The 23,510-nt window shown below is 38.4% G+C and carries 28 protein-coding genes, 2 pseudogenes and 1 other annotated feature; of the genes and pseudogenes, 25 read left to right on the top strand and 5 right to left on the bottom strand.

Features of this window, described 5'->3' with window-relative positions:
- The first annotated feature begins 18 nt into the window (after positions 1–18).
- The 10 genes from ACTQ45_RS05490 (at position 19) to ACTQ45_RS05445 (ending at position 6,864) form a co-directional block, all read left to right on the top strand.
- Positions 19–726, top strand: a complete 708-nt coding sequence (locus ACTQ45_RS05490) for a hypothetical protein (protein WP_441763151.1) — start codon at positions 19–21, stop codon at positions 724–726.
- Positions 727–1,003: 277 nt separating this feature from the next.
- Positions 1,004–1,672 carry a hypothetical protein gene (locus tag ACTQ45_RS05485; protein WP_441752474.1) on the top strand — a complete coding sequence of 223 codons (669 nt, stop codon included), beginning with the start codon at positions 1,004–1,006 and terminating at the stop codon, positions 1,670–1,672.
- A gap of 252 nt (positions 1,673–1,924) precedes the next feature.
- On the top strand, positions 1,925–2,413 hold the full coding sequence (locus tag ACTQ45_RS05480; protein WP_153833512.1) for a DUF7000 family protein: 489 nt from the start codon (positions 1,925–1,927) through the stop codon (positions 2,411–2,413).
- Between the two features lie 108 nt (positions 2,414–2,521).
- Entirely contained in the window at positions 2,522–3,193 is a 672-nt protein-coding gene (locus ACTQ45_RS05475) for a methyltransferase family protein (RefSeq protein WP_441763150.1), read from the top strand.
- Between the two features lie 55 nt (positions 3,194–3,248).
- The gene (locus ACTQ45_RS05470; protein WP_441763149.1) at positions 3,249–3,593 is read left to right on the top strand and encodes an alpha/beta fold hydrolase; all 345 of its coding nucleotides are present in this window, start codon (positions 3,249–3,251) and stop codon (positions 3,591–3,593) included.
- A complete protein-coding gene (locus tag ACTQ45_RS05465) occupies positions 3,590–3,952 on the top strand; it encodes a GrpB family protein (RefSeq protein WP_242835549.1) in 363 nt (120 codons plus the stop codon). The genes ACTQ45_RS05470 and ACTQ45_RS05465 overlap by 4 nt, the downstream gene beginning before the upstream one ends.
- Before the next feature lie 44 nt (positions 3,953–3,996).
- Positions 3,997–4,491 (top strand): AAA family ATPase, encoded by a 495-nt coding sequence (locus ACTQ45_RS05460; RefSeq protein WP_441763148.1) that lies wholly within the window; start codon positions 3,997–3,999, stop codon positions 4,489–4,491.
- A 163-nt stretch (positions 4,492–4,654) separates the two neighbouring features.
- Positions 4,655–4,921, top strand: coding sequence for a hypothetical protein (locus ACTQ45_RS05455; protein ID WP_441763147.1), 267 nt, complete (start codon positions 4,655–4,657; stop codon positions 4,919–4,921).
- Between the two features lie 259 nt (positions 4,922–5,180).
- Positions 5,181–6,047: an AraC family transcriptional regulator gene (locus ACTQ45_RS05450; RefSeq protein WP_153862759.1), complete on the top strand. Its 867-nt coding sequence runs from the start codon at positions 5,181–5,183 to the stop codon at positions 6,045–6,047.
- A gap of 409 nt (positions 6,048–6,456) precedes the next feature.
- Positions 6,457–6,864 carry a DNA cytosine methyltransferase gene (locus tag ACTQ45_RS05445; RefSeq protein WP_441763260.1) on the top strand — a complete coding sequence of 136 codons (408 nt, stop codon included), beginning with the start codon at positions 6,457–6,459 and terminating at the stop codon, positions 6,862–6,864.
- A 38-nt stretch (positions 6,865–6,902) separates the two neighbouring features.
- Here the strand turns inward: ACTQ45_RS05445 and ACTQ45_RS05440 are convergent.
- The 3 genes and pseudogenes from ACTQ45_RS05440 to ACTQ45_RS05430 all read right to left on the bottom strand — a co-directional run.
- Positions 6,903–7,106, bottom strand: a pseudogene (locus ACTQ45_RS05440) (FMN-binding negative transcriptional regulator); the annotation flags it as partial.
- Between the two features lie 23 nt (positions 7,107–7,129).
- Positions 7,130–7,648 carry a GNAT family N-acetyltransferase gene (locus ACTQ45_RS05435; RefSeq protein ID WP_441763146.1) on the bottom strand — a complete coding sequence of 173 codons (519 nt, stop codon included), beginning with the start codon at positions 7,646–7,648 and terminating at the stop codon, positions 7,130–7,132.
- A gap of 25 nt (positions 7,649–7,673) precedes the next feature.
- Positions 7,674–8,126, bottom strand: coding sequence for a MarR family winged helix-turn-helix transcriptional regulator (locus tag ACTQ45_RS05430; RefSeq protein ID WP_441763145.1), 453 nt, complete (start codon positions 8,124–8,126; stop codon positions 7,674–7,676).
- A gap of 113 nt (positions 8,127–8,239) precedes the next feature.
- Between ACTQ45_RS05430 and ACTQ45_RS05425 the strand changes: the two genes are divergently transcribed.
- Positions 8,240–8,512: a hypothetical protein gene (locus ACTQ45_RS05425; protein ID WP_441763144.1), complete on the top strand. Its 273-nt coding sequence runs from the start codon at positions 8,240–8,242 to the stop codon at positions 8,510–8,512.
- Positions 8,513–8,572: 60 nt separating this feature from the next.
- Here the strand turns inward: ACTQ45_RS05425 and pdxR are convergent, their stop codons facing one another.
- Positions 8,573–9,961 (bottom strand): MocR-like pyridoxine biosynthesis transcription factor PdxR, encoded by a 1,389-nt coding sequence (gene pdxR / locus ACTQ45_RS05420; protein ID WP_441763143.1) that lies wholly within the window; start codon positions 9,959–9,961, stop codon positions 8,573–8,575.
- Positions 9,962–10,095: 134 nt separating this feature from the next.
- On the opposite strand from pdxR, the gene pdxS reads away from it, so the two are divergent.
- Together pdxS and ACTQ45_RS05410 are read left to right on the top strand one after the other, a co-directional pair.
- Positions 10,096–10,953 (top strand): pyridoxal 5'-phosphate synthase lyase subunit PdxS, encoded by an 858-nt coding sequence (gene pdxS, locus ACTQ45_RS05415; RefSeq protein WP_441763142.1) that lies wholly within the window; start codon positions 10,096–10,098, stop codon positions 10,951–10,953.
- Between the two features lie 86 nt (positions 10,954–11,039).
- Positions 11,040–11,219, top strand: coding sequence for a hypothetical protein (locus ACTQ45_RS05410; RefSeq protein WP_441763141.1), 180 nt, complete (start codon positions 11,040–11,042; stop codon positions 11,217–11,219).
- A gap of 534 nt (positions 11,220–11,753) precedes the next feature.
- Here the strand turns inward: ACTQ45_RS05410 and ACTQ45_RS05405 are convergent.
- On the bottom strand, positions 11,754–12,602 hold the full coding sequence (locus ACTQ45_RS05405; protein ID WP_441763140.1) for an NAD(P)H-binding protein: 849 nt from the start codon (positions 12,600–12,602) through the stop codon (positions 11,754–11,756).
- Between the two features lie 102 nt (positions 12,603–12,704).
- Between ACTQ45_RS05405 and ACTQ45_RS05400 the strand changes: the two genes are divergently transcribed.
- From ACTQ45_RS05400 to trpA, 12 genes and pseudogenes are all read left to right on the top strand, one after another.
- On the top strand, positions 12,705–13,178 hold the full coding sequence (locus tag ACTQ45_RS05400) for an Rrf2 family transcriptional regulator (protein WP_441752461.1): 474 nt from the start codon (positions 12,705–12,707) through the stop codon (positions 13,176–13,178).
- 35 nt (positions 13,179–13,213) lie between these two features.
- A pseudogene (locus ACTQ45_RS05395) lies at positions 13,214–13,342 on the top strand (TfoX/Sxy family protein); the annotation flags it as partial.
- A 497-nt stretch (positions 13,343–13,839) separates the two neighbouring features.
- Positions 13,840–14,090: a binding site (T-box leader), on the top strand.
- Between the two features lie 59 nt (positions 14,091–14,149).
- Positions 14,150–15,427 (top strand): O-acetylhomoserine aminocarboxypropyltransferase/cysteine synthase family protein, encoded by a 1,278-nt coding sequence (locus tag ACTQ45_RS05390; RefSeq protein WP_441752460.1) that lies wholly within the window; start codon positions 14,150–14,152, stop codon positions 15,425–15,427.
- Positions 15,428–15,845: 418 nt separating this feature from the next.
- Positions 15,846–16,025, top strand: coding sequence for a YwbE family protein (locus tag ACTQ45_RS05385; protein ID WP_441752459.1), 180 nt, complete (start codon positions 15,846–15,848; stop codon positions 16,023–16,025).
- A 270-nt stretch (positions 16,026–16,295) separates the two neighbouring features.
- Positions 16,296–16,436 carry a hypothetical protein gene (locus tag ACTQ45_RS05380; protein ID WP_153833292.1) on the top strand — a complete coding sequence of 47 codons (141 nt, stop codon included), beginning with the start codon at positions 16,296–16,298 and terminating at the stop codon, positions 16,434–16,436.
- 486 nt (positions 16,437–16,922) lie between these two features.
- The gene (locus tag ACTQ45_RS05375) at positions 16,923–18,386 is read left to right on the top strand and encodes an anthranilate synthase component I family protein (protein WP_441752458.1); all 1,464 of its coding nucleotides are present in this window, start codon (positions 16,923–16,925) and stop codon (positions 18,384–18,386) included.
- Positions 18,387–18,388: 2 nt separating this feature from the next.
- On the top strand, positions 18,389–18,976 hold the full coding sequence (locus ACTQ45_RS05370; protein WP_441752457.1) for an anthranilate synthase component II: 588 nt from the start codon (positions 18,389–18,391) through the stop codon (positions 18,974–18,976).
- Positions 18,969–19,997 (top strand): anthranilate phosphoribosyltransferase, encoded by a 1,029-nt coding sequence (gene trpD / locus ACTQ45_RS05365; RefSeq protein ID WP_153833295.1) that lies wholly within the window; start codon positions 18,969–18,971, stop codon positions 19,995–19,997. The genes ACTQ45_RS05370 and trpD overlap by 8 nt, the downstream gene beginning before the upstream one ends.
- Positions 19,994–20,776, top strand: coding sequence for an indole-3-glycerol phosphate synthase TrpC (gene trpC / locus ACTQ45_RS05360; protein WP_153833296.1), 783 nt, complete (start codon positions 19,994–19,996; stop codon positions 20,774–20,776). Before trpD ends, trpC begins: the two co-directional genes overlap by 4 nt.
- The gene (locus tag ACTQ45_RS05355; RefSeq protein WP_153833297.1) at positions 20,776–21,390 is read left to right on the top strand and encodes a phosphoribosylanthranilate isomerase; all 615 of its coding nucleotides are present in this window, start codon (positions 20,776–20,778) and stop codon (positions 21,388–21,390) included. Before trpC ends, ACTQ45_RS05355 begins: the two co-directional genes overlap by 1 nt.
- Positions 21,383–22,567 (top strand): tryptophan synthase subunit beta, encoded by a 1,185-nt coding sequence (gene trpB, locus ACTQ45_RS05350; RefSeq protein ID WP_441763139.1) that lies wholly within the window; start codon positions 21,383–21,385, stop codon positions 22,565–22,567. The genes ACTQ45_RS05355 and trpB overlap by 8 nt, the downstream gene beginning before the upstream one ends.
- On the top strand, positions 22,560–23,330 hold the full coding sequence (gene trpA, locus ACTQ45_RS05345) for a tryptophan synthase subunit alpha (RefSeq protein WP_441763138.1): 771 nt from the start codon (positions 22,560–22,562) through the stop codon (positions 23,328–23,330). The genes trpB and trpA overlap by 8 nt, the downstream gene beginning before the upstream one ends.
- Positions 23,331–23,510 lie beyond the last annotated feature (180 nt).

The following is a 23,510-nucleotide window of genomic DNA, read 5'->3' as shown; positions in this document are numbered from 1 at the left end:
TAATGAAAGGATATGAACATGAAAATTACTAAGCATAAAGATAAGTATCTGATAGAAAACTCTGGAGAACAACTAGCTAAAGTCGAAACGTATCGAAATACTTATCATAAGAATCATTGTTATATCAAATTTGATTTGGAGGATACAGCAGTAATAAGTGAGGCGAACTTGTTTCAGAAAATTGCTGATGAAGAGAAGTCTCCACTACAAGTGATGATATCTTCTCTTGAAACTCAGAAAACAACTTTCTTAGCATCTCAAGGCTTTAAGAAGGCTAGAATTAGTCATGAAATGGAAGTAAAGAAACAAGATTTGCTAAAGGGTTTATCCTCTGGTGAAAGTAAAATATTCAATGCAATCCGAGGTCAAAATGACTATAGAGAGTGTTGCGAGTTGCTTTTTAATCACTATAAAGAGACTCACCAAGCGATAAATCCTCTATCAGCTAATTTTGAGGACTTTACAAAGATTTTACCAGCAGAAGTTTACTATGTTAAAAATAATAGCATCCAACATGTTGCTTTCGTTTCGGATAATTTAATTGCTTATGTTTGCTCAAAAGATGAAAGTACGTTTGAGAATTTTGTATTAGCTGTTGTTAATAAACTTTTTGAAGAGAATCAGTCAATTGAGTTTGAGGCAGACGATGTAGATTGGGCCTCGATGACGTTGAAAAATCTATTTTTGACAGACTCAACGGAATCGTTTGATACCTGGATATATTAGAACTATGTCGTTTTAAGTTATCAAATAATTGAAAAAGTGATGCTTTACAAAATAGGCAAAGTTCCATTATATACTTTTGAATATAAACGTTTCTGAATTTGTTAGATACAATTGATAGATTCCGCAGAACATCAATAGGAAATTAAAACGGGTGACAGGAAGTTTAGATGAGATAAAAGTTATTGGAGATGCATTTGGTATGAAGTTTCAGCAGGGATTTGTTTGACCTGTTGGTGATGAAATAAAAGTTCCTATCGAATAAAGGAGACAGTCTATTATGATGATCAGTCCGGAAAGTTACTATGAAGAGCATCTTAAAGGAAAAACGAAAGAGGAAATAATGACCACTATCCGAGGGCTTAAGCAAGAAATAGGTCGCCTCAAAAATTCTCTGGAAAACCCATATGCTGACAAGAAAACTGTTATTAAGCCCAGTAAAGATAACCGAATTTATTGGAACCGTGAGTATTTAGATATAGCCAAACAAGCCTATGTTGAGGCTGGCGGAATTTATAATTTATCAAAGGCTGAAAAAAAGATAGCTGATTTTGATGCAAACGTTAATGCTATCTGTAAGATTACTTTTAACATTGGAGGTTATTTGGGTGGTTATCGTACCTATATTGTACTGCTATCCGATGAATTGAAAGCCTATACAAAGTTATGGGAAGTAAAGGAACCACTCTTATTATTGGATGATAATGATGAACCATATACAAAAAATATATTCGTAGCTGCGCTTAAAGAGCTACACATCAGTGAGTGGAGACGACATTATACAACTGGACGCTTTGGATACACGGTACTTGATGGAACACAGTGGGAGTTGGAATTTAAATATAGTGATGGGCATAAGGCGGTAGTATTTGAAGGAGATAACTCTTACCCTTATAACTTTAATACGCTTCTGAGACTATTTGGCATTGATGTCATTGAGCGGGATTAGGATGAGGATACTCGATATTTTGATAAAATATCTATCTATGATTTAGACATACAGTCTTGGAGAATGGGTTATTGATAAATAATACGATCTAGCGGTAACTTGTAGATGTAAAAAGCCCATGACTCTAAACAAAGTTGTGGGTTTTCCGTTTATCCCCTAATCGTGATAAGATAATTGAAGAAAGATACCGCTTTATTTCAATTATGAAAATACACTACAAAATAGCACCATTAATATTAGGAAGGTGAAAATATGAACTTCAATAGTAACTATTTAGAAACTTATAAAAATCTTTTAGAAACCACTGAACTTCAACTTGGTTATCAGGAATTCATTAAATTATTTAGGTTTCTACGTGTTGGGCTTGAAAAAGAATTACCGGACTATTCTTTTTCTGGTAATATCGCTGAGAATAATATGGATTTTGCCTATTTTCAATTAACTGATCCAGAATTAAAGGCAAAGGGGATTAAAATTCAACTTGTCTTTGTACATAAGACATTTAGATTTGAAGTTTGGGCTTCCGGTCATAACAGAAAAATTCAAACTCACTATTACAATCGGTTAAAAGATCAACCTCTGAAATACGTCCTAAACGATAATCCTCAAAGAGTGGATTACATTATTAAACAGGAAATCGATAATATTGAGTTGCAGAGCGGGGAATATGTTATTTCTAAAATAAAACCTGTCATTTTGGAAATGGTAGAATTTGTGAAGAAGCAGATGGATAATTTATGATGCGGATGTATTTAAAAAACGAGCTACAAATTTATCTTTGAGCAAATTATGACAGATAAAATTGAGTCGATGATTCCTTAGAATGAGAAGCGTGAAAGGAGAATTGCTATGACCTTAACTTTATTTATTCAAGCAATCGCAAAATTCACATTGGGACTTTTGCTAGTAGGGCTATTGATATTCTTACCAGCTGGAACGACCGCATATGCTAATGCATGGCTATTCATGGGCATCCTGTTTATTCAGATGTTTTGCGCGGGGCTTGTCATGATGTATAAAAATCCAGAGTTATTAAGAAAACGACTGAATGCAAAAGAAAAACAAAAAGATCAAAGCCTGGTTGTAAAACTAAGTGGATTAATGTTTTGTGCAGGCTTTATTGTGGCTGGACTAGGCGTTCGGTTTAATTGGTATATTTTGCCAAAGGGAGTAGTGATTTCAGCGACCCTAGTTTTTCTTGTGGCCTACCTTTTATATGCTGAGGTGCTGCGTGAGAACACCTATCTTAGTCGGACAATAGTGAAGCAGGAAAACCAAAAGTTGATAGATACAGGGCTTTATGGAATTGTCAGACATCCAATGTATAGTGCGACGGTTTTGCTGTTTTTATCGATGCCTTTGATACTAGGATCAATTTACGCCTTTGCTATTTTCCTGTTGTATCCATTAATTATTGCTAAACGAATCAAATCAGAAGAGGTATTTCTTGAACAAGAATTGTCAGGCTATGCCGAGTATAAGCAAAAGGTACCTTATCGATTGATACCATTTATTTGGTAATAGCCAAAATAGGCTAAAAATCACCTGACTCGATATGGTTTAAAGGAGAAATTTAATGAAAGTAATATTGATTCATGGCCTGGGGCAAGAACCTTCGAGCTGGGAGGCAGTCAAGGAAAAATTATCCGTGAAGGATACATCAGAGATTAATTTGGTTGTTGTACAAGATAAAGGTCCGATTGGCTATAAAAATTTATATGATGAAGTAAAACGTATTTGTGGTAACTCAGGAGACAAATTTTCTCTGGTAGGTATATCACTTGGAGGTACTTTAGCCCTTAATTATGCAGTTGATTTCCCAGAAGCTGTCGATTCATTGACTTTGATAAATACCCAATTTAAAATGCCGAAAGTATTACTGTCACTTCAAAATATATTTTTTAAATTTATTCCGAGATGAGTTGCAAAAGAATACGGTTGGTTGTTAAGGATTCTGCTGATGAGTCATCCTACGTTCCAGTGTTGGAAGCGGCCGGATATGTGCTACAGATTCGAGAACCTGACTGGTTTGAGCATCGTTTGTTTAAAGGACCGGATACCGATATTAATCTGCATGTGTTCAGTTTGGGCACATCAGAGATTGATAGAATGTTACGCTTCCGTGATTGGTTGCGGACTAATGATACTGATCGGGACAAATATGCACAAGTCAAACGAAGCTTGGCAAAGAATAAATGGAGGCATGTCCAGCACTATGCGAATGCTAAAACATCAATAGTACAGGAAATCATGAAAAGAGCGAATAGTAATAATGCTTAAGGAGAGTGTCATGTTTTCTTGGTTTGTTATAGGAGGTTATATCAATGAAAAATACAGTAGATAATTTGTCGAAAAGTAAAGTTATTTTAATGTGCGGCCCTGCGGGAGCAGGTAAATCAACACTAGCAAAAAAAATTGAAAGTACCGGGATGACAATACTATCTTATGATGAAGAATCATTCAAACGAGGTTTGAATGAACATCCTTTACCTCAGGAGGTTTTAGAAGATATTAAAACCTATCTTGATGAAAAACTAATTTCACTTATCATGCAAAACATTGATATTGTTCTCGATTATTCATTTTGGTCTAGAGAAATGAGAAATGAATATATTTCATTATTAAAGAAATACGACATAGAACCCAAAATCTATTATATAAAGACACCTAAGGAAGTTGTTATGGAACGTATTCGAAAAAGAAACGGAAATCATCAAAATGATATCATATTGACGGAGCAAACAGCTTCCACTTATTATGATCATTTTCAACCCCCAACTGATGAAGAAGGTGAAGTTATAGTAGTCGAGGGATATTAATATTGTGGTTTTAGGCATGGAAATTGTACTAGATGATAAGTTTTGTCAAATTTTTTGAAAGATATACTTCCAACAAGGGGATACCAGCTTCAGGTGATATCATTATTGTCATCTCAGAGCAGGGGGTAGTATTGATTTAGCCGGAAGAATAAGTGGCGATGCAATGAAGACGATGAATGCATTATTGAAATTACAGGAAAAAAACTTACTGAAATACGTTATGTTTATTCTTTTGACAACTCTACTCAATCATGATTATGCAATTAGACACGTTATTTTTTATCATGAATGGATATGTTCCCGTCTACCGATAGTGCTAAAAACGCAGTGGATATGTTTCCGAGAACGAACATACTCAAATGACATTCATTCTGTCCTCTCAAGCCATGTTGAGACGATTGTGTTGATGGAGAAGAAGTATGAAGAATAAGTAATAGAGTGACGAACCTAGGCTTTGTGATAATGTTTGAACTCTCATTTTTAGATGGATTGTAATATTAAATACGACAACAAAAACAATGAGAGTGCTCCACACTCTATGCCATGTGTACAGACCTTATAATATTTGTTTGATTTAGTGTTGACAATCCAATTTGGCAAGACCTATAAATTTTGTACGAATACTGTAGGGTAGTAAAAGATATTCTCCACTATACTAAAGTAAACCAAAAGAGAGGAGGGAAACCAAAATGAATATTATCAAGTCGTTCAATAATACGATTGATTATCTTGAAACAGTTCTTGATGATGAGATAGAGGAAAGGAAAGTAACGCAGCTATCAGGATACTCTTATTCAATGTTTAGTCGATTATTTTCTATTCTAACTGAAATAACGCTTTCGGAATATTTAAGAAGTAGAAGATTAACAGAAGCAGCCATAATATTAAGAGATACCGATGAAAAGATTATTGACATTGCCCTCAAATTTGGATATGAGTCATCAGATTCATTTGGTTCTGCTTTTAAGAATTTTCATGGATTTACCCCTTCAGAGGTACGAAATGGGAAGCCATTCAAATTATTTTCACGAGTGCAATTATCACTTAGTGTAAGAGGAGGAAGAAGTATGAATATTACAATTCAAAAGAAAAAAGCCTTTACAGTTGCAGGGATTAATGAACAAAACATCAACTCATCAGTATGCCCAAGTGTTTGGGATAAGCTATATAAAAAATATAGCCACGATGAACTTTTAGGTTTAGGAAGCGATCAAAGTGTAGGTATTTGTCATGACATAGTAAACCTTGATAATCACGATGTTTTAGAAAATAATACCATAAACTATATGGCAGGCTATATAGTTACTGATATAGACAAAGCCATAAGCATGGGCTTAGATGTTTTGGAAGTGGAAGAAGCAGAGTATGCAGTTGTAGAGTTAATAGGAAGTGTTCCGGAATGCATTCATAACGGGTGGAAATATGCGATGGAAGTATTTTTTCCCGAGCATGGCTATGCACATTCAGGAAAACCCGACTTTGAATATTACTATGAAGGTGATATGCACAGCAAAGACTACAAAATGGAACTTTGGATTCCGATAACTAAAGCTTAATAAATCCCAGTCAATCTTTCTGAAACCTTTTAACTATAGATAGTAGATATCGTTAAAAGGTTTTATGATAAGTTTTCACGAACGGACACGCTGACTAGTTATTCATATTGTCCTAGCGTGCCATGTGGAGTGTGTATCGTTGCTACAAAGAGAAACTATATAGAAATCCTTAGTTTTAAACACTTTCACAAGCATTTCGTGTTTGTGGGAGAAGGTGAAAAAACGAGAAATAAAGTACTGAAAAACCACATTACCGTTTCAGTGGTAATTGATCAGGGTATGGGAACACAATAGAATAAAAATATTGTAAGGCGTTCAAATAAAATGAACGTCTTTTTTTTGCGCCTAAAAAAGGAGAATAGAAGGTGGAATATGACACAAATTAACTTTAGGAAGTTTATTTGATGGGATTGGTGTATTTCCATTAGCTGCTTCTCGTTATGGGATTCAACCGATTTGGGCAAGTGAAATTGAAAAAGCTCCCATATCTATTACGAAGCGGCATTTTCCTAACATCCATCATTTAGGAAATATTACAAAAGTAAATGGTGGGGAAATTCCACCTGTTCATATCATTACATTTGGTTCACCTTGTCAGAACCTATCTAATATTGGTAAACGAGAAGGTCTTACTGGAAGTCAATCCAGTTTATTTTATCATGCAATCCGAATCATAGAAGAAATGAGGTGTGCAACGAATGGAACATATCCAGTTATTGCTGTTTGGGAAAACGTCATGGGAGCTTTTTCATCAAATAACAGGCTGGATTTTAAGGCCATACTTGAATCGTTCACAAATGACGAAATGTACCCATGAGGACCTTGAAATATAACAAGAATATTTTCCTTCTCTACTTCAAACGCTTTCCATTGAGGATTCGCATAAGCCATATGCCCAGTAATGTAGTCACCATCGCTGGTTCGGATTAATTGTAACGGTGCATGAGTGGCAATTGGCTTCCCCTGAACTATTGTAACAACCGTACCAAAAGAGTTTTTTTGAATAAATTCCCACACTTCATCAACATTTGTCACCTTAATATGTTTTGGAATATACATAGAAATCCACCTTTCCAATAGGGTTATACGAGTGTTTTGCTCATGATCAAATCTGTTTGCTCTTCATCACCCATAAAAAAGGAGTGGGTTCCGATTTTAATAAATCCCATTTTCTTATAAAAGGAAATAGCATTTTCATTCTTTTCCCATACACCTAACCAGATTTTCTTTCTATTATGTTCCTTCGCAACTTCCAATGCTTTATTAAACAGAACTTTACCAAGCCCATGTCTTTGAAATTTGTTCTTAATATAAATCCTTTCGATTTCAAGTGAATCATGGCCCATTTCTTCAGACTGAGCATCATTGATATTGATTTTTAAATATCCAGCGACTTCATTTTTAAAATAAACAAAATAAAACTCTGAAGAAATAGTGGATAATTCATTTTCTAATTGTTCAAGGTTAAATGCCCTTTCCAAATAGGACGTCATATTTTCAGGTGAATTCTGATCTTTAAATGTTGCATTGAATGTTTCTATACTTATTTCTTGAAGTGCTTGTAAATCCTCAACCGTGCACTTTTTCGTTCTTATCGTCATGTTACTTTTTCGCTCCTTAATATAATCAATAACTTCTCTTGTTTCCCTTTTTTACATGTTCCCAGTCAACCTCTATATTCTTTCTAACTCTTTGAAGAAGGTGAGAAATGATTTCTACTTCTCTTTCGGAAAATCCTGCTAATGCGACACTATTCGAATAATCATTCTCTCTTTTAATCTTAGGATAAACATTTTCCCCCTTCATAGTTGGAAAGATTTTTTTTATTTTCTTGTTATACTTATCTTCCCTTCTTTCAATAAAGCCATTCTTTTCAAGTTTCTTTATAGCTCGAGAGGCTGTTGTTCGATCTACTTTTATCATCTCAGCCAACTTTTCTTGAATGATTCCGGGGTGCTCACATATTCGTAAAAGATACAAATACTGTCCTTTTGTAAGGTCATATTCTTTAAATTCTATATTACTTATAGAATCTAACGCTCTTGCTATCATTCCAATCTCACGAAGAATCTCCTTCATAGCTTAACTCCTTAGTAAATATTTTATTGCAAATGCAACAAGATTAATCGACATTAAACTTAACCTATTTTTGTTGTATTTGCAACAAAAATAAAATAATGTGGTGTCGAAAAGTGAAATATATTTTTTATGTATTAAGAATTTTATTATTAACCCTTGGTATTTCATTTACAATACAATCAGACTTTGGAACTTCACCCTTTGATGCAGTTTTGGTGGGACTATCTATAAGGGTAGGGCTTACCGTGGGAAGTTGGGTAATAATAGCTTTAACATTGAGTTGCTGTAATTCGTTTTTGATTAGACAAAAACCTGACGTTTTGGAGCTGGTAACAGCAACCATAACAGGTATCGGTATCGATAGTGTACTGACCCCCAAAAGTTAGAGTTAAAAAATCTAACTTTTGGGGGTCACTACATTTCGCTGACTTACTGAGTCTTTTGCTTTATTTAAAAATAGAGACTAAAGCTTGAATAGCTTGATCAATTTCATCAAGCTCTAGCCCACCATAACCTAATATATAACTTTGGTCGAACCGGTTCTTTAATTTAGCGTAGTGGTTGACCGGTTGTAAGCGGATCTTATTTTCAGCCAGCCTAGCTTGAATCACGTCAGTCGGTGGAATCTCACCCTCAAAGTTAATAATTAAGAAAAGTCCAGCCCCTGCTTCCTTAATGGTTAGGGGTAGTTGGGTTTGGTTAAGCGCTGCTAGAACCGCTTTTTCCTTACGACGGTAATTAGTCCGCAGGCTATTAATATATTTAGGAAAATGGGGAGAATTGAGAAAATCAGTCATTAAATATTGCTCAAAGCTGGAAATATCACTGATTTTTAATTTAGCTTGATGGAATTTATTCATTAATTGATCGGGTAAAACTAAATAAGACATCTTAAAAATTGACCCCATACTTTGACGAAAGGCCCCTAATAAAATGACTCGCTCTTGGTCGTCCAGACTTGTCAAAGCAGGAACAGGACGGCCCTTAAGGCGGAACTCATTATAGTAGTCATTTTCAATAATATAACGGTTTTCTGCCTGATAGGCCCATTTTAATAAACGCTGACGTCGACGCATCCCCATGATAATGCCAGTGGGAAACTGATGGCTGGGAGTAGTTATCACGATGTTAGCTGAGGTAGTCTCCAAATCTTTAACTGAGAAACCATATTTATCAATCGGAATTCGAATCGTCTTTTGATGATAGTCTGTAAAGAAATCTAAATTTTTATAATAGCCAGGATCTTCTAAGGCATAAATCGCATCGTCTAATAAGGCAAATAGTGTCTGTAAGCTAGCCGTATGACCACCTGTAATGATGATATTGTCAGCTGAAGTCTTCACTCCCCGATATTTACGTAAATAATTAGCAATAGCCAAGCGTAAAGAGAGAGAACCCAAGTCATCTTTTAAATTACAATTAACCACGCTTCTTGCTAGCGCTTCGGGTGCATACTGCAATAATTGTTTGGGATTTAAAGTTGACATATCACGGTTGGCAAAGTGAAAATCATAAGTATATTGGCTGACTTCACTTATTTTAGAATGCTCATGTTTTAGCGGCTTTGTCTCCATTTCCTCAGAGGGCAACATATCAATTTCTAGTAAATCCACATAATAACCAGATCTTTCCCTCGGCACTATATAGCCTTCATCGGTCAGTTGGTCATAAGCGTTAATGACTGTATTAAGACTGACTTTTAAATGATCTGCCAAGGCCCTGCGTGAGGGGAGTTGGTCTCCACTTTTTAAATGTCCTTGGGCAATTTGCCGAATGACTTCATCGACTATTTGTAAGTAGAGGTGTTGGTCTTCGTTAAAGTTTACCGTAATCATGCTATTCCTCCTCTCGTATTATCCATTATACAATAAAAAACTATTTGGACCCATAAAAGTATCTGTTTTTGCATCTTAAGAAACATCCAAAAGATTGTTAAAGTGGAGATAATATATATAAAGGAGCAATCAAAATGAAACGATCAATTGAAGAAGTACATAAACAATTAGCTGGTGGCGTCATTATGGACGTGGTAAATGTGGAACAAGCTAAAATTGCTGAAGCAGCTGGTGCCGTAGCGGTCATGGCTTTAGAAAGAGTTCCTGCAGACATTCGAGCTGCTGGTGGTATTAGTCGGATGAGTGACCCTCAAATGATAAAAGAAATTCAAGCAGCAGTTTCTATACCAGTCATGGCGAAAGTAAGAATTGGTCACTTTGTCGAAGCTCAAATCTTAGAAAGTTTACAAATTGACTATATTGATGAGTCAGAAGTCTTATCAGTCGCTGATCAAGTTTATCATATTGATAAACAACCCTTTGAAACACCTTTCGTTTGTGGAGCTAGAGATTTAGGTGAAGCTTTACGCCGTATTCAAGAAGGGGCTAAAATGATTCGTACTAAAGGTGAAGCAGGAACGGGGGATGTCAGTCAAGCGGTTAGTCACTTAAGAAAAATCCATGAACAAATCCGCTATGTGGCTTCGTTACAAGATGATGAGCTCTTTAACCAAGCTAAGGAATTAGGCGTCTCTTATGATTTATTAAAGCGAGTCCATGATACTGGTAAATTACCTGTGTTGAACTTTTCGGCTGGCGGGGTGGCAACACCTGCTGATGCGGCTTTAATGATGCAATTAGGTGCTGAAGGAGTTTTCGTTGGTTCAGGTATTTTCAAATCAGGTAATCCAGAAAAACGTGCCAAAGCCATAGTTGAAGCAGTAGCCCATTACAAAGATGCTGCCAAATTAGTCGAAATCTCAACTGATTTAGGCGAAGCGATGGTAGGTATTAATGAAGACGAAATTAAAGTCATCATGTCTAAGCGTTAATCATTAAAAACAAGGGCTTCAAAAGTCAGTGGGCTTGGTCTACTGACTTTATTTATTTTGTCCTAGACCGTCTGGGAGCTCCTCTTGTGTGGAGGGTTATCGAGGAGTTACTTAACACCACGTCAAGGGAGGAAATTGTAAACGACGAAGAGTATTGGTTTATAAAAGAAGAATACTTAAAAGCATTAGGTGGCATGTATGCTCGTTTAAGATTAGTGGCTCAAGTTGATTCAGAAGAGTTAACATTAGTAAACAAGTATCAGTGAAGTTCTATAGCACGTCAAAAGTGTATTCAATATTATGGATGTAAGTGTTTTGTCTGTGGCTTCGAATTCGAAAAGGTATATGGCGAACACGATAAAAACTTTATTCGTGTTCACCATCTAATACCAATGAACTAAATTGGAAAAGTCCATGTCAATGATACGATGGATTTAAGGAGGCAATAAGCCCTGAAACTTACGATCAATTAATCAATTTGATTACTAATTCTTCATATACAGATTTGGACTATAAAGCAATACGGTAGTAAAAAAAGAAAAATTACGCTTTTAGTAGTTGATTAAATGATGACGTAGATTAACCATACGGCAATACATATGATAGACGGGTGCTTAATAAAAGGCTGCCCCTATTGGTGGTTGGATCTTTGACTTGATGTCAAATTTTAGGTAGCCAGAAACGATTTTTCGATTTGAAGGTATTCATATTCAAAAAGAGCCCCTACTAGTTGTCATTAAGGCTAGCTAGTAGGGGCTCTTGATCTTTTTATGAAGAATGGTTTATTGAACGATATGAAATTATTGAAGTAATTCTTTAAAGGCATCCACAAGCGGTGTTAATGGCTTGCCTAATACCGTTTCAAAGTCATCTGATTGTACATCTAATACACCATTTTTGATGTCACCTTGGATCGCTAGGAAGAAGCCTGCTACTGGATCTGGTAATTGATTGTCAGTTAGATTTTTAACGAATGCTTCGTCGTTAGTATCTAGAGGGGTAATTTCTTTACCTATTGCTTCTGCTAGTGCTTTAGTTAAAGTAATGTAGTCTACTGGTTTCCCAGATAATTCTAGAATTTCAGGGAAAGTTTTTTCACCAGCTAAAACGATCGCAGCTGCTTCAGTGTATTCGCGACGTAATGCCCAACCTGCTTTACCATTTTCAGCGGTGTATAATAGTTTACCACTATTTAAAGCTGCACCTACAAGCGGTAGTTCATTTTCCAAGTACCAGTTGTTTCTTAAAATTGTAAATGGAATGCCGGATGCTTTGATGGCTTTTTCGGTATAACGGTGGTCAGTTGCTAGGTCGGCAGAAGATTGGTCTGCATGGGCAAAGCTTGTATAGGTGATAAAGCTAACACCTGCTTCTTTGGCTGCATTAATCGCATTTTGATGTTCTTCTTGACGAGTGCCGGGTGCTGATGAAACTAGTAATAAGCGGTCAATACCTGTGAAGGCAGCTTTTAAAGATGCTTTATCTAAGTAATTACCGATGTGTACTGTATAGCCAGCTTCAGCAAGTGGCGTAGCTTTTTCTTTACTACGCGCTAAGATGTGGATATCTGATACGGGAACTAATGTTTTTAATTTGTCTAATGCGAGGCCACCAAAGGCACCTGTTGCGCCAGTTACTAAATATTTCATGAATAAACACTCCTTTTTCATTAACTTGTAACAATTAAAGTTACAGGTTAATGATAGTGAATGTGCTATAATAAGTCAAGAGAAAAGAGGTGGGATATTCAGATGAAATATTCAGTAAAATTTAGTAATGCTATTCATATTCTAGTTTATATCGAGATGCTTCAAGGCACAGACTTATCTAGTGAGGTCATTGCCAAAAGTGTGAATGCTAATCCCGTTTCTGTTAGACGCATTATGAGTAGCCTTAAAAAGGCTGGCCTGATCACCAGTCAATCAGGAAAAGCCAATCCGAAATTAAGTAGAGAACCCGAAAATATTTCGTTTTACGATATCTATCAAGCAATTGATGAAGCGCAACAACTATTTCGTGTGGATGAGAAGACAGCACCTGCCTGTATCGTAGGAGGTAATATCCAAGGTGTATTAGCCGAAAAATATGATCGATTGCAACGTAGCGTTGAATTGGAGATGCAGCAAATCAACTTAGCGGATATTATCCATACCGTCTCTCAAAGTGCCAATCAATCTGAATCAAACGACGAAGAAACTAAGCAAATACTTCAACGATTTTTATAAAAATAAGCTAAGTCGATAATACTTGGGGGTGCGCTATGTCATCCAGTAAAGAATATTTAGATTATATTTTAGAACAACTAGGGAACTTATAAGATATTACTCATCGAGCCATGATGGGAGAGTATATTATGTATTATGCAGGAAAAATTGTAGGTGGTACTTATTAAAAAGGGAATTTTTTTGTTTATGGGGCTACGGCAATTCACCTGGTGATACTTTATTTGTAAATATTTGATTGGATTGGCAAGGTGTGCTGATAGTAGGTAGGAGTGCTTTAGGGAGTGTGGGAATTGAAAAATCATTAGTGGTTTATCCGGTTTGAGTGACACTTAGCTAACTAACGAAAGAAGAACCAGTTGAAGGTGGCATTAAACCTGAAACAATCCGTTTATCTTTAGACTCGAAGGTGTCAGTAATATCATGACAGATCTAGACAAAGTATCAGCAGTAATTTAATGCGTAAGTAAAAGTTGCGGAGAGATTACCTGTAAGCAAAAATTCAGTTGATGAAGCTATAAAACTAATTTTAAAAAGTTATAGGCTACATATTTATTAATATAATGAATAAAGCTTAACAAAAGGTTTAAAATGAAAAGAAAATTAAAATTAAAGGTTGACTTATCATCAAAATGCCATTATCATATATCTAAATTGATATATGCAATACGCGATGATGGGATAAGTATTTTATGACCCTTGTTGAGAGAGCCTATGTGTGGTGGAAGTAGGTCAAGGAGATTAGAAGAAAATGGTCTTGGAGCATAATAGTTTAAGCCTAAGATAGGTGAGGATTATTCGGGAGCCCCCGTTACAGGGAAAGAGTATAATGATTTTTTAACGTACTCTGTGAGTTTATATTAGCGATAATATAATAAATTAAGGTGGTACCATGAAGTAGCTTTCATCCTTTGCATAAGCAAGGGATGGAAGCTTTTTTTATAAAAAAAATTATAAAATCGGGGGAATTTATTATGACAAAAGACTATAGAATTGAGACACAAGCCATTCACGCTGCCCAAACGATTGATGAAACAGGGTCACGTGCTGTTCCTCTACACCAAACAACAGCTTATGTTTTTGATGATGTAGCGCAAGGAGCTAATCGTTTTGCCTTAACAGAAGGTGGCAATATCTATACACGAATCACAAATCCTACTCAGGGCGTCTTTGAAGGTAGAGTGGCTGCTTTAGAAGGTGGTTCAGCTGGTTTGGCTGTCGCTTCGGGTATGGCCGCTATTTCTTATGCTATTCAAGTTTTAGCTAAAGCAGGAGATCACATTGTAGCGACAGCTAACCTATATGGCGGAAGCCACAACTTATTTGAACATACTTTCAAGGACTTCGGTATCGATGTGACGATAGTAGATACGAGTGATTTAGCGAATGTAGACCAAGCTATTCAAGACAATACTAAGGCTGTATTTGTAGAAACAATTGGCAATCCGGCTGGAAATATTGAAGATATTAGTGGCTTAGCTGAAGTAGCGCATAAACATGGTATTCCACTAATCGTTGATAATACTTTTGCAACACCTTATCTATCACGACCTATTGAACATGGTGCAGATATTGTTGTCCATTCAGCGACTAAATTTATTGGTGGTCATGGTACTTCAATCGGTGGGGTAATTGTAGAAAGTGGACAGTTTGACTGGAAACAAAATGATAAGTTCCCAGGCTTAAGTCAAGCAGATCCAACTTATAATGATCTTGTTTTCGCAGATGCCTTTGGCCCAGCAGCATATACTACAAAAATTCGTGCGACGCTATTACGAGATACTGGGGCTTCAATTTCACCTTTCAATGCGTGGTTATTAGTTCAAGGCTTAGAATCATTACACGTACGTATGGATCGTCATGTTGAAAATGCAGAGAAAGTGGCTACATTCTTAGCGCAACACGACAAAGTAGAATGGGTTGATTATGCGGGGTTAGAAAGTAGCCCATATTATAGCTTAAAAGAAAAATACTTACCTCTAGGGGCGGGTTCAATCTTTACCTTTGGTGTTAAAGGTGGCTATGAAGGTGGGGTTAATTTCATTGAAAATTTAGAATTATTCTCTCTATTAGCGAATGTTGGAGATGCTAAATCATTAGTGGTTCACCCCGCTTCAATGACCCATAGTCAGTTAACTGAAGAAGAACTAGCTGAAGGTGGTATTAAGCCTGAAACAATCCGTTTATCTATCGGAATTGAAAATGTGGATGATATCATAGCTGACTTAGATAAAGCATTAGCTGCGATTTAACGACTTAGTGAAAGATAGATTGATGTAGGAACAATTTTATTGGTTATGCAGGCTATAATTGAATAGATTATAGCCTTTTTTATCCCAAAAATAATAGTCGTGATTGTATATATTACAATATAAAATATACAATCATACTTTCAATAATTTGAGAAAAACGAACGTTAAAAAGTTAGATAAGTTTAGGTTGTTAGAGGACTGATAGGGAGATTTTATTTTGGAAATAGAACCCGAATAATTATGCTACGGTATTTTATGTTGGTTTGTTGTTGGGATTATTACTGGTGATATTGGTAAAGGTACAGCGACTGGCTTTACATTTTTTTCATATTAGCCTTTTTCGATGATCTTCTGATAAAATAGGTTAAACAAATGGTTGCGACTATAAAAAAATCGAGACCTTTAAAAGGAGCCCATCATGAACGAAGGTAATAAAAGAAGTAATATTCAAATTGGTAACCAGGTAAAAATTGTTCAAAAACAGGACCAACAATCTGGAAAATTAACAGAGGGTATTGTGGGTAAAATCCTGACAAACTCTCAAAACCATCCACATGGTATTAAAGTCATGCTAGAGATGGCACCGTTGGCCGAGTAAAGGAAATATTATAATTGAAATAATACTTTCAAATAATTAGGAAGCTAGGTATCTACAACCTTAGTGGATACCTAGCTTTTTTATTGTTGCTTCAATTAATTTATAATTTGTTGCTTGATTTGGAAGAAATGGTATATATTACATTTAAGTTAAGTGGTAGCTGAAATCTAAATTCGCGCTGTAGTATTATTTGGCTAAATTTATGACGATTGATTTTGTTGATGTATGCAGCGAGAAAAGTTTCGTGAAGTTATAATAAGGAGAAAAGTTATGGTCAAAAGTTTAAATAATGAAAAAGAACTGAATAGGATGCTCAATATAGATAGTTTTAGAAACCTTTCCAAGGATAAAATTATGAATTTTGTTTCTGAGATACCTAAAATGGGTAAAGAAATTGCAATGAACATTTGATATGAATAATTAAGATATAATGATTGAAACATCCATATTTTTAATGTTCTGTTAATAAAACCCTTGACTTCTTTTTGCCTGTCCCGTTATAATCTAGTTAATCGAATAACAACTTTAAACCAATGAAGTGGAGATAACGGTGTAACGTGCAGTTACAGGGAGTGGGGGTTACTGAGAGCCTCGCACAACGCAGTGCATCAAATGGACCACGGAGGGCGCAGTTAAAGGAAGTGTATTTTTGGAGATAAACTTCTGATTATTCTGCGACGTGACGCATACGTCAGTTGCGAGGGATATGTTAGTATCCTGCAGAGCGTACAGGCGTAGTGTCTGTAAATTCAAGGTGGTACCGCGGATGTTTTTAGAGCACCCGTCCTTGACTTGTATAAGTCATGGATGGATGCTTTTTTTGTTGTTTTCGCCCCAATCGTCATGACTAGCCGTAATTTTATGATTTTAATAATGAATTAAAAGGAGCGTACGACAATGATTAGACCAAGTTTAGAAGAGGCGAGACAGTTAGCCAAAGACCATACGATTATTCCAATTGCTTTAGAAATTTTTTCCGATGTAGCAACCTCAATCGAAGTGCTGAGAACGATCAGCAAACAATCCGACCACTTCTACCTACTGGAGAGTGTGGTGAATAAGGATAACTGGAGCCGTTATTCTTTTATTGGCTATAAACCGAACTTGTCGATCTACTCAACAGACGGTCAAGTAACCGTGCAAGAGGGCAAGCAAGAAGAAAGCTTCCAAGCAGATGATCCACTAGCATCCTTGAACGATATCCTTGACCGTTATAAGAGCCCAAGTATTGATTATTTACCGCCTTTTACAGGTGGTTTGGTTGGTTACTTGTCTTATGACTGCATCAAATATACGGAACCATCTCTACAGTTAACGAAAAATAACCCAGAAAATTTCCGGGACTACCATTTCATGTTGATGGATAAGGTCATTGCCTTTGATCACTTCCGCCAAAAGATTGTCTTAATCGTCAATATTGAAACCGATAAATTAGAAGAAAACTACATCCAAGGGGCTACAGACTTGAAGGATATGGAGCAGCTGATTATGCGTCCAGACCATGTTCGCGATGAGGACTTGACCCAAGCGGTGGGCGATTTTGAAGCTTTGTTTAGCCAAGAAGATTACGAGCGTATCGTAGAGAAAATCCAACACCATATTGTGGAGGGTGACATCTTCCAAGCGGTGGTATCCAACCGGTTTAAGGCCCCTTTTTCCGGGTCATTACTACAAACTTATCGCCTGCTTCGGACGATTAACCCGTCACCTTACATGGTCTACATGCATTTCGATGACTTAGAAATCGCGTGTGCATCACCGGAAACCCTGGTCTCTGTTCGTAACGGTGTCGCTTCATCCTTCCCATTAGCCGGTACTGTACCGCGCGGGGCAACGGATGCGGAAGATAGAGCATTGGTTGAAGGCCTTTTGGAAAATGAAAAAGAGTTGGCCGAACATGACATGCTTGTTGACTTAGCCCGCAACGATATCGGAAAGGTCGCTGAATTCGGTACCCTAGAAGTCAGTGAATACAGAGCCATCAAGCAGTTTTCACACGTCAGCCACATTTCATCCAAGGTAACAGCCAAAGTCAGACCAGACGCGACTTGTTTAGATGTCTTAAAATCAGCACTACCAGCGGGTACTTTATCCGGTGCCCCTAAGATTCGGGCCTGCCAATTGATTGATGAAATTGAAAATACCAAACGAGGCCCATATGGCGGTGCTTTAGGGTATATCGACTTTGCCGGCAACATGGATATGTGTATCGGGATCCGGATGGCTGTCTTGAAGAATGACCAAGTCTTTGTCCAATCTGGCGCAGGGATTGTGGCAGATTCAGATCCTGAAAAAGAATACTTAGAAACGAAGAACAAGGCCAAAGCCATGATGATAGCATTAGGACACGAGGAGGCGTAACCATGATTTTACTGATTGATAACTACGACAGCTTTACCTACAATCTCTACCAATTGATCGGCAAGAATACGGGTGAAGCCATCCAAGTTGTGCGAAATGACCAAGTCACCATCGAAGAAATTATTGATTTAAGTCCCTCACATATTGTCATCTCTCCTGGTCCAGGACGACCGGAGGATGCAGGCGTCACAGTAGCTGTCACCAAAGAATTGGCTGACCACTTTCCAATTTTAGGGGTTTGTCTAGGTCTTCAAGCGATGTGTCTAGCTTACGGGGCGGATATTATTCATGCCCAACCGGCTGTCCACGGGAAACAGTCGACCATTCATGTGGCGAGTGGGAGTGAGATTTTTAGAGGGTTACCGCCAGTTGTGCCAGTAGCCCGCTACCATTCGCTGATTGCGGACCGACAAAGTATGCCGGATGAGCTATTGGTGATTGCCGAATCGGACAAGGGTGAGGTGATGGCTGTGCGTCACCGTAAATATCCAATGTTTGGCGTCCAGTTCCATCCCGAGTCGATACTGACACCTTCAGGCGAAACGATGATTCAGAATTTTCTTAAAGTAGGAGGAAATACTCATGATTAACAAGGCGATTAATGAATTATTCTTAGGCAATGATTTATCTAAAGAAACGGCAGGCCAGGTTATGAACCAAATGATGGAAGGGGAAGCTACTGACAGTCAAATGGGTGCTTACCTTGCGGCTTTGCGGATGAAGGGTGAAACAATTGACGAAATTACTGCTTCAGCTGAAGTCATGCGAGATAAGGGCCTTAAATTATCCGCGAAAAAGGACGTCCTTGATATTGTTGGGACGGGTGGGGATGAGCTAAACTCCTTCAACATTTCAACCATTTCTTCCTTTGTCGTTGCGGCGGCTGGTGTTGCGGTAGCCAAACATGGTAACCGGTCAGTATCGAGTAAATGTGGGTCAGCGGATGTACTGGAAGCCTTGGGCGCAAACATTTTCCTAACGGCGGACCAAAGTGCACAAATCTTAGAGGAAACAGACTTCTGCTTTATGATCGCCCAAACTTACCATTCAGCCATGAAACATGTGGCGCCTGTCCGTAAACAATTAGGGGCCCGTACCATGTTCAATATTCTAGGTCCCTTAGCCAATCCAGCGGGTGCAACCAAACAGTTATTAGGTGTATACGACGAGAAATTAGTGGAACCGCTTGCTCAAGTATTAAACCAATTGAATGTGAAACGGGCTATGGTGGTTCACGGTCATGACGGCTTGGACGAAATTACAATTACGGATACCACAACTATTTGTGAAGTCAATGATGGTAAGGTAACTAGCTACTTTATTACCCCAGAACAATTCGGCCTTGAACGTGGTCAATTGAGCGAGCTAATCGGTGGAGACCCAGAAGAGAATGCTCAAATCGCTTTAGATATTTTAAACGGTGAACAAGGTGCCCGCCGCAATATCGTTGTCATGAACGCGGCTTGCTGCCTGTACATGGGTAAAGATGAATTGTCTTTACGCGACTGTGTTCGACTGGCTGAAGAAATGCTTGATTCAGGTAAGGCTAAAGCCAAATTAGATGAATTTATTGCCGCAACAAACCTTATTGGTCAGGAGGTCATTGCATGAGTATCTTAGATGAAATTGTTATTACCCGGGGAAAAAGGGTAGCCGAGGATAAGCTGAAAACACCTTTGGAAGAATTGTTGGTGACTTTTCCAGACCGTCATTTGCCACCATTTGCTTTTGAACAAGCCTTGAAAGAAGGGGACATGTCTTTTATATGCGAAGTGAAAAAAGCCTCGCCATCAAAGGGTTTAATTGCTAAAGAGTTCCCTTATGTGGACATTGCCAAAGATTACCAAGCGGCTGGAGCGACGGCCTTATCGGTTTTAACAGAAGAAGATTATTTCCAAGGGCGCAACCAATACTTACAGGAAATTAGCCAAGCAGTGGATATTCCCATTTTGCGGAAAGATTTTGTGATCGACCCTTACCAAATCTACCAAGCTCGGGCAATCGGGGCGGACGCTATACTATTGATTTGTGCAATCTTAAGTCCAGACCAGTTGGCCGAATACATTTCCTTAGCGGACGAATTGGGCTTGTCGGTTTTAGTGGAAGCCCATGATGCGGATGAAATCGCCATGGCCATTGAAGCTGGTAGCCGAATTATTGGGGTCAACAACCGAAATTTACATAACTTTGAAGTGGACTTCCAAAATTCGATTCGCTTGAGAAATCTGACGCCGGATGACACGGTATTTGTTGCTGAGAGTGGGGTTAAGACAGCAGCGGATATCAAATTATTGCATGACAACCGGGTGGACGCGGTTTTAATCGGTGAATCTATGATGTTGGCTGAGGATAAGCAAGTGAAATTAAGTGAACTTAAAGGGGCTTTGTAATGATTAAAGTGAAAATTTGTGGCTTGAGAAGGCCGGAAGATATTGAGGCAGCGAATGCGGCTAAACCAGATTATGTGGGTTTTATCTTTGTGCCAGAAACCAAGCGGTATGTGAAGCCTGACTTAGCGGCAAGCTTTAGACGTGATTTAGCGGCGGATATTCAAACGGTGGGCGTTTTTGTAAATGCCCCAATTGAAGAGATTGTGGCGATTTGTCAGGCGGGGACTATTGATTTAGTCCAGTTACACGGCGAAGAAGACCAGGCTTATATTGCACATTTGAAGGGTCAAGTTGACCAACACATTATCAAATCGGTTGCGGTTGGGGATGAATTGGTGGTAGATCCAAATCAAGCTGACTATTTATTATTCGACAGCTTGAGTCCTAGCCGCGGTGGTTCAGGGAAGATATTTGATTGGCAAATGGTGTCAGCATACCAAGAGAAGCCCTTTTTTCTGGCTGGAGGTCTAGGGATTGGAAATATTGAAGAGGCCTTAAAAGTGGTCCGACCATATGCGGTAGACGCGTCGTCGTCACTTGAAACAGACGGGGTAAAGGATCCAGTGAAAATGCAGAAATTCGTAGCGAAAATACGGGAGGTAACACATGACTAATGGTAGATTTGGCGACTTTGGTGGCCAGTATATTCCAGAAACCTTGATGGCTGAAGTGCAACGGGTGGAGAAAGACTACAATTTTTATAAGAATGATGAGGCATTTCAGGCGGAGTTGACGACTTTATTAAATGATTATGCTGGTCGTCCGTCGCGTTTATATTATGCAGAGAATATGACGGCTGATTTAGGCGGGGCCAAGGTCTATTTAAAAAGAGAAGACTTGAACCATACCGGGTCGCACAAAATTAATAATGTCCTAGGGCAAGCCTTGTTGGCGAAAAAAATGGGGAAAACCCGTTTAATTGCAGAAACTGGGGCTGGTCAGCACGGGGTGGCGACAGCAACAGCGGCGGCCTTGTTGAAGATGGAATGTGAAATTTTTATGGGGCAAGAAGATACAGACCGCCAAGCTTTGAATGTCTTTCGGATGGAATTGTTAGGGGCTAAGGTTAACAGTGTGGCTAAGGGGACCAAAACCTTGAAGGATGCGGTGAATGAAACCATGCGTGAATGGAGTAACCGGGTGGAGGATACCCATTATGCTCTAGGTTCTGTCATGGGGCCTCATCCATATCCAACTATGGTGCGTGACTTCCAAAGTGTGATTTCTCGTGAAATTAAAGATGAATTCCAGAAAAATCACGGGCAATTACCGGATGCGGTCATTGCTTGTGTGGGTGGTGGGTCCAATGCTATTGGGACTTTCTACCACTTTATTGAAGATGAAGGAGTTCGGTTAATTGGGTGTGAGGCGGCTGGAAAAGGCATTCATACCACTCAACATGCAGCGACTATTGCTAAGGGGACGAGAGGTATTTTCCACGGTATGAAGAGCTTGTTTTGCCAAGATGAATATGGTCAAATTGCACCAGTTTATTCTATTTCAGCGGGGCTTGACTACCCAGGCATCGGCCCAGAACACGCCCGTTTAAATGAAGTTGGGCGCGCTGAATATGTACCGGTAACAGACGATGAAGCGGTAGCTGCCTTCGAATATTTATCTAGAATAGAAGGGATTATTCCAGCGATTGAATCAGCACATGCTGTGGCTTACGCTAAGAAGCTGGCCCCAACCATGTCACCAGACCAAAGCATTGTGATTTGTTTATCAGGACGCGGGGACAAGGATGTGGCAGCCATTGCCCGTTATAAAGGAGAAGAGATTTATGAGTAAAATAGCTGAAGCATTCCAAGATAAAAAAGCCTTTATCACCTATTTGATGGCAGGCGATCCCAACCTGGACCAATCAGCTGAAAATATCCTAGCTGCCCAAGAAGTAGGGGCTGACCTGATTGAAATCGGGATTCCATTTTCAGATCCAATCGCTGAAGGACCAGTCGTAGAAAATGCGAGCGTTCGGGCCTTATCAGCAGGGGTGCGCTTGAATAATGTCTTTGATATGGTGGCTGATTTAAAAGATAAAATACATGTACCATTAGTTTTTATGACTTATTTAAACCCAGTTTTTGTTTACGGTTATGACAATTTCTTCGCCAAGTGTCAGGAAATTGGTATTTCGGGTATTATTATCCCTGATTTACCTTTTGAAGAACAAGAAGAAGTTAAACTAGTTGCTAGCCAATATGGGATTGAAGTGATCACTTTGATAGCCCCAACGTCAAAAAATCGAATTCGAGCGATTGCTAAAGAGGCGGAAGGGTTTATTTATTTAGTATCTTCAATGGGGGTAACTGGGGTCCGTTCAAATATCACAACGGATATTTCAGCTATGGTTGCTGAAATTCGGGCAGTTTCAGATATTCCAGTAGCAGTTGGCTTTGGTATCAACCGACCTAGTCAGGTTAAAGATATTGCAGCTAAAGCAGATGGCGTGATCGTAGGGAGTGGGATTGTGCGTCTAGTGGAAACCCACGGTGAAAAAGCAAAGCCTTACATTTACGACTACATCCATGAAATGCAAGCCGCTTTAAGATAGGATGTGAGACAGGGCGTTCAGACAGGAGACTTCTAACGCATTTAAGCGAGTATGTACTAAAGCATCAACTCGCTTATAAGATGGAAGAATAGTGGGGGATGTAACAAACTGTGTTAATGGGCGAATATTTAGGATTAAACATTTTTTACAGGAGTGGTGAACTATAAGTGGGGCCCCCCC

The sequence above is a fragment of the Fundicoccus sp. Sow4_D5 genome, from assembly GCF_052116365.1.
In the GTDB taxonomy this organism is placed as follows: domain Bacteria; phylum Bacillota; class Bacilli; order Lactobacillales; family Aerococcaceae; genus Fundicoccus.
The sequence above is the reverse complement of the archived record's forward strand: the minus strand, read 5'-3'. Positions and strand labels throughout refer to the sequence as shown.

Bases quoted from the DNA above. Each gene is read 5' to 3' on its own strand.
- ACTQ45_RS05490 (WP_441763151.1), top strand. From the start codon at position 19: ATGAAAATTACTAAGCATAAAGATAAGTATCTGATAGAAAACTCTGGA.
- ACTQ45_RS05485 (WP_441752474.1), top strand. From the start codon at position 1,004: ATGATGATCAGTCCGGAAAGTTACTATGAAGAGCATCTTAAAGGAAAA.
- ACTQ45_RS05480 (WP_153833512.1), top strand. From the start codon at position 1,925: ATGAACTTCAATAGTAACTATTTAGAAACTTATAAAAATCTTTTAGAA.
- ACTQ45_RS05475 (WP_441763150.1), top strand. From the start codon at position 2,522: ATGACCTTAACTTTATTTATTCAAGCAATCGCAAAATTCACATTGGGA.
- ACTQ45_RS05470 (WP_441763149.1), top strand. From the start codon at position 3,249: ATGAAAGTAATATTGATTCATGGCCTGGGGCAAGAACCTTCGAGCTGG.
- ACTQ45_RS05465 (WP_242835549.1), top strand. From the start codon at position 3,590: ATGAGTTGCAAAAGAATACGGTTGGTTGTTAAGGATTCTGCTGATGAG.
- ACTQ45_RS05460 (WP_441763148.1), top strand. From the start codon at position 3,997: ATGAAAAATACAGTAGATAATTTGTCGAAAAGTAAAGTTATTTTAATG.
- ACTQ45_RS05455 (WP_441763147.1), top strand. From the start codon at position 4,655: ATGAAGACGATGAATGCATTATTGAAATTACAGGAAAAAAACTTACTG.
- ACTQ45_RS05450 (WP_153862759.1), top strand. From the start codon at position 5,181: ATGAATATTATCAAGTCGTTCAATAATACGATTGATTATCTTGAAACA.
- ACTQ45_RS05435 (WP_441763146.1), bottom strand. From the start codon at position 7,648: ATGACGATAAGAACGAAAAAGTGCACGGTTGAGGATTTACAAGCACTT.
- ACTQ45_RS05430 (WP_441763145.1), bottom strand. From the start codon at position 8,126: ATGAAGGAGATTCTTCGTGAGATTGGAATGATAGCAAGAGCGTTAGAT.
- pdxR (WP_441763143.1), bottom strand. From the start codon at position 9,961: ATGATTACGGTAAACTTTAACGAAGACCAACACCTCTACTTACAAATA.
- pdxS (WP_441763142.1), top strand. From the start codon at position 10,096: ATGAAACGATCAATTGAAGAAGTACATAAACAATTAGCTGGTGGCGTC.
- ACTQ45_RS05405 (WP_441763140.1), bottom strand. From the start codon at position 12,602: ATGAAATATTTAGTAACTGGCGCAACAGGTGCCTTTGGTGGCCTCGCA.
- ACTQ45_RS05400 (WP_441752461.1), top strand. From the start codon at position 12,705: ATGAAATATTCAGTAAAATTTAGTAATGCTATTCATATTCTAGTTTAT.
- ACTQ45_RS05390 (WP_441752460.1), top strand. From the start codon at position 14,150: ATGACAAAAGACTATAGAATTGAGACACAAGCCATTCACGCTGCCCAA.
- ACTQ45_RS05385 (WP_441752459.1), top strand. From the start codon at position 15,846: ATGAACGAAGGTAATAAAAGAAGTAATATTCAAATTGGTAACCAGGTA.
- ACTQ45_RS05380 (WP_153833292.1), top strand. From the start codon at position 16,296: ATGGTCAAAAGTTTAAATAATGAAAAAGAACTGAATAGGATGCTCAAT.
- ACTQ45_RS05375 (WP_441752458.1), top strand. From the start codon at position 16,923: ATGATTAGACCAAGTTTAGAAGAGGCGAGACAGTTAGCCAAAGACCAT.
- ACTQ45_RS05370 (WP_441752457.1), top strand. From the start codon at position 18,389: ATGATTTTACTGATTGATAACTACGACAGCTTTACCTACAATCTCTAC.
- trpD (WP_153833295.1), top strand. From the start codon at position 18,969: ATGATTAACAAGGCGATTAATGAATTATTCTTAGGCAATGATTTATCT.
- trpC (WP_153833296.1), top strand. From the start codon at position 19,994: ATGAGTATCTTAGATGAAATTGTTATTACCCGGGGAAAAAGGGTAGCC.
- ACTQ45_RS05355 (WP_153833297.1), top strand. From the start codon at position 20,776: ATGATTAAAGTGAAAATTTGTGGCTTGAGAAGGCCGGAAGATATTGAG.
- trpB (WP_441763139.1), top strand. From the start codon at position 21,383: ATGACTAATGGTAGATTTGGCGACTTTGGTGGCCAGTATATTCCAGAA.
- trpA (WP_441763138.1), top strand. From the start codon at position 22,560: ATGAGTAAAATAGCTGAAGCATTCCAAGATAAAAAAGCCTTTATCACC.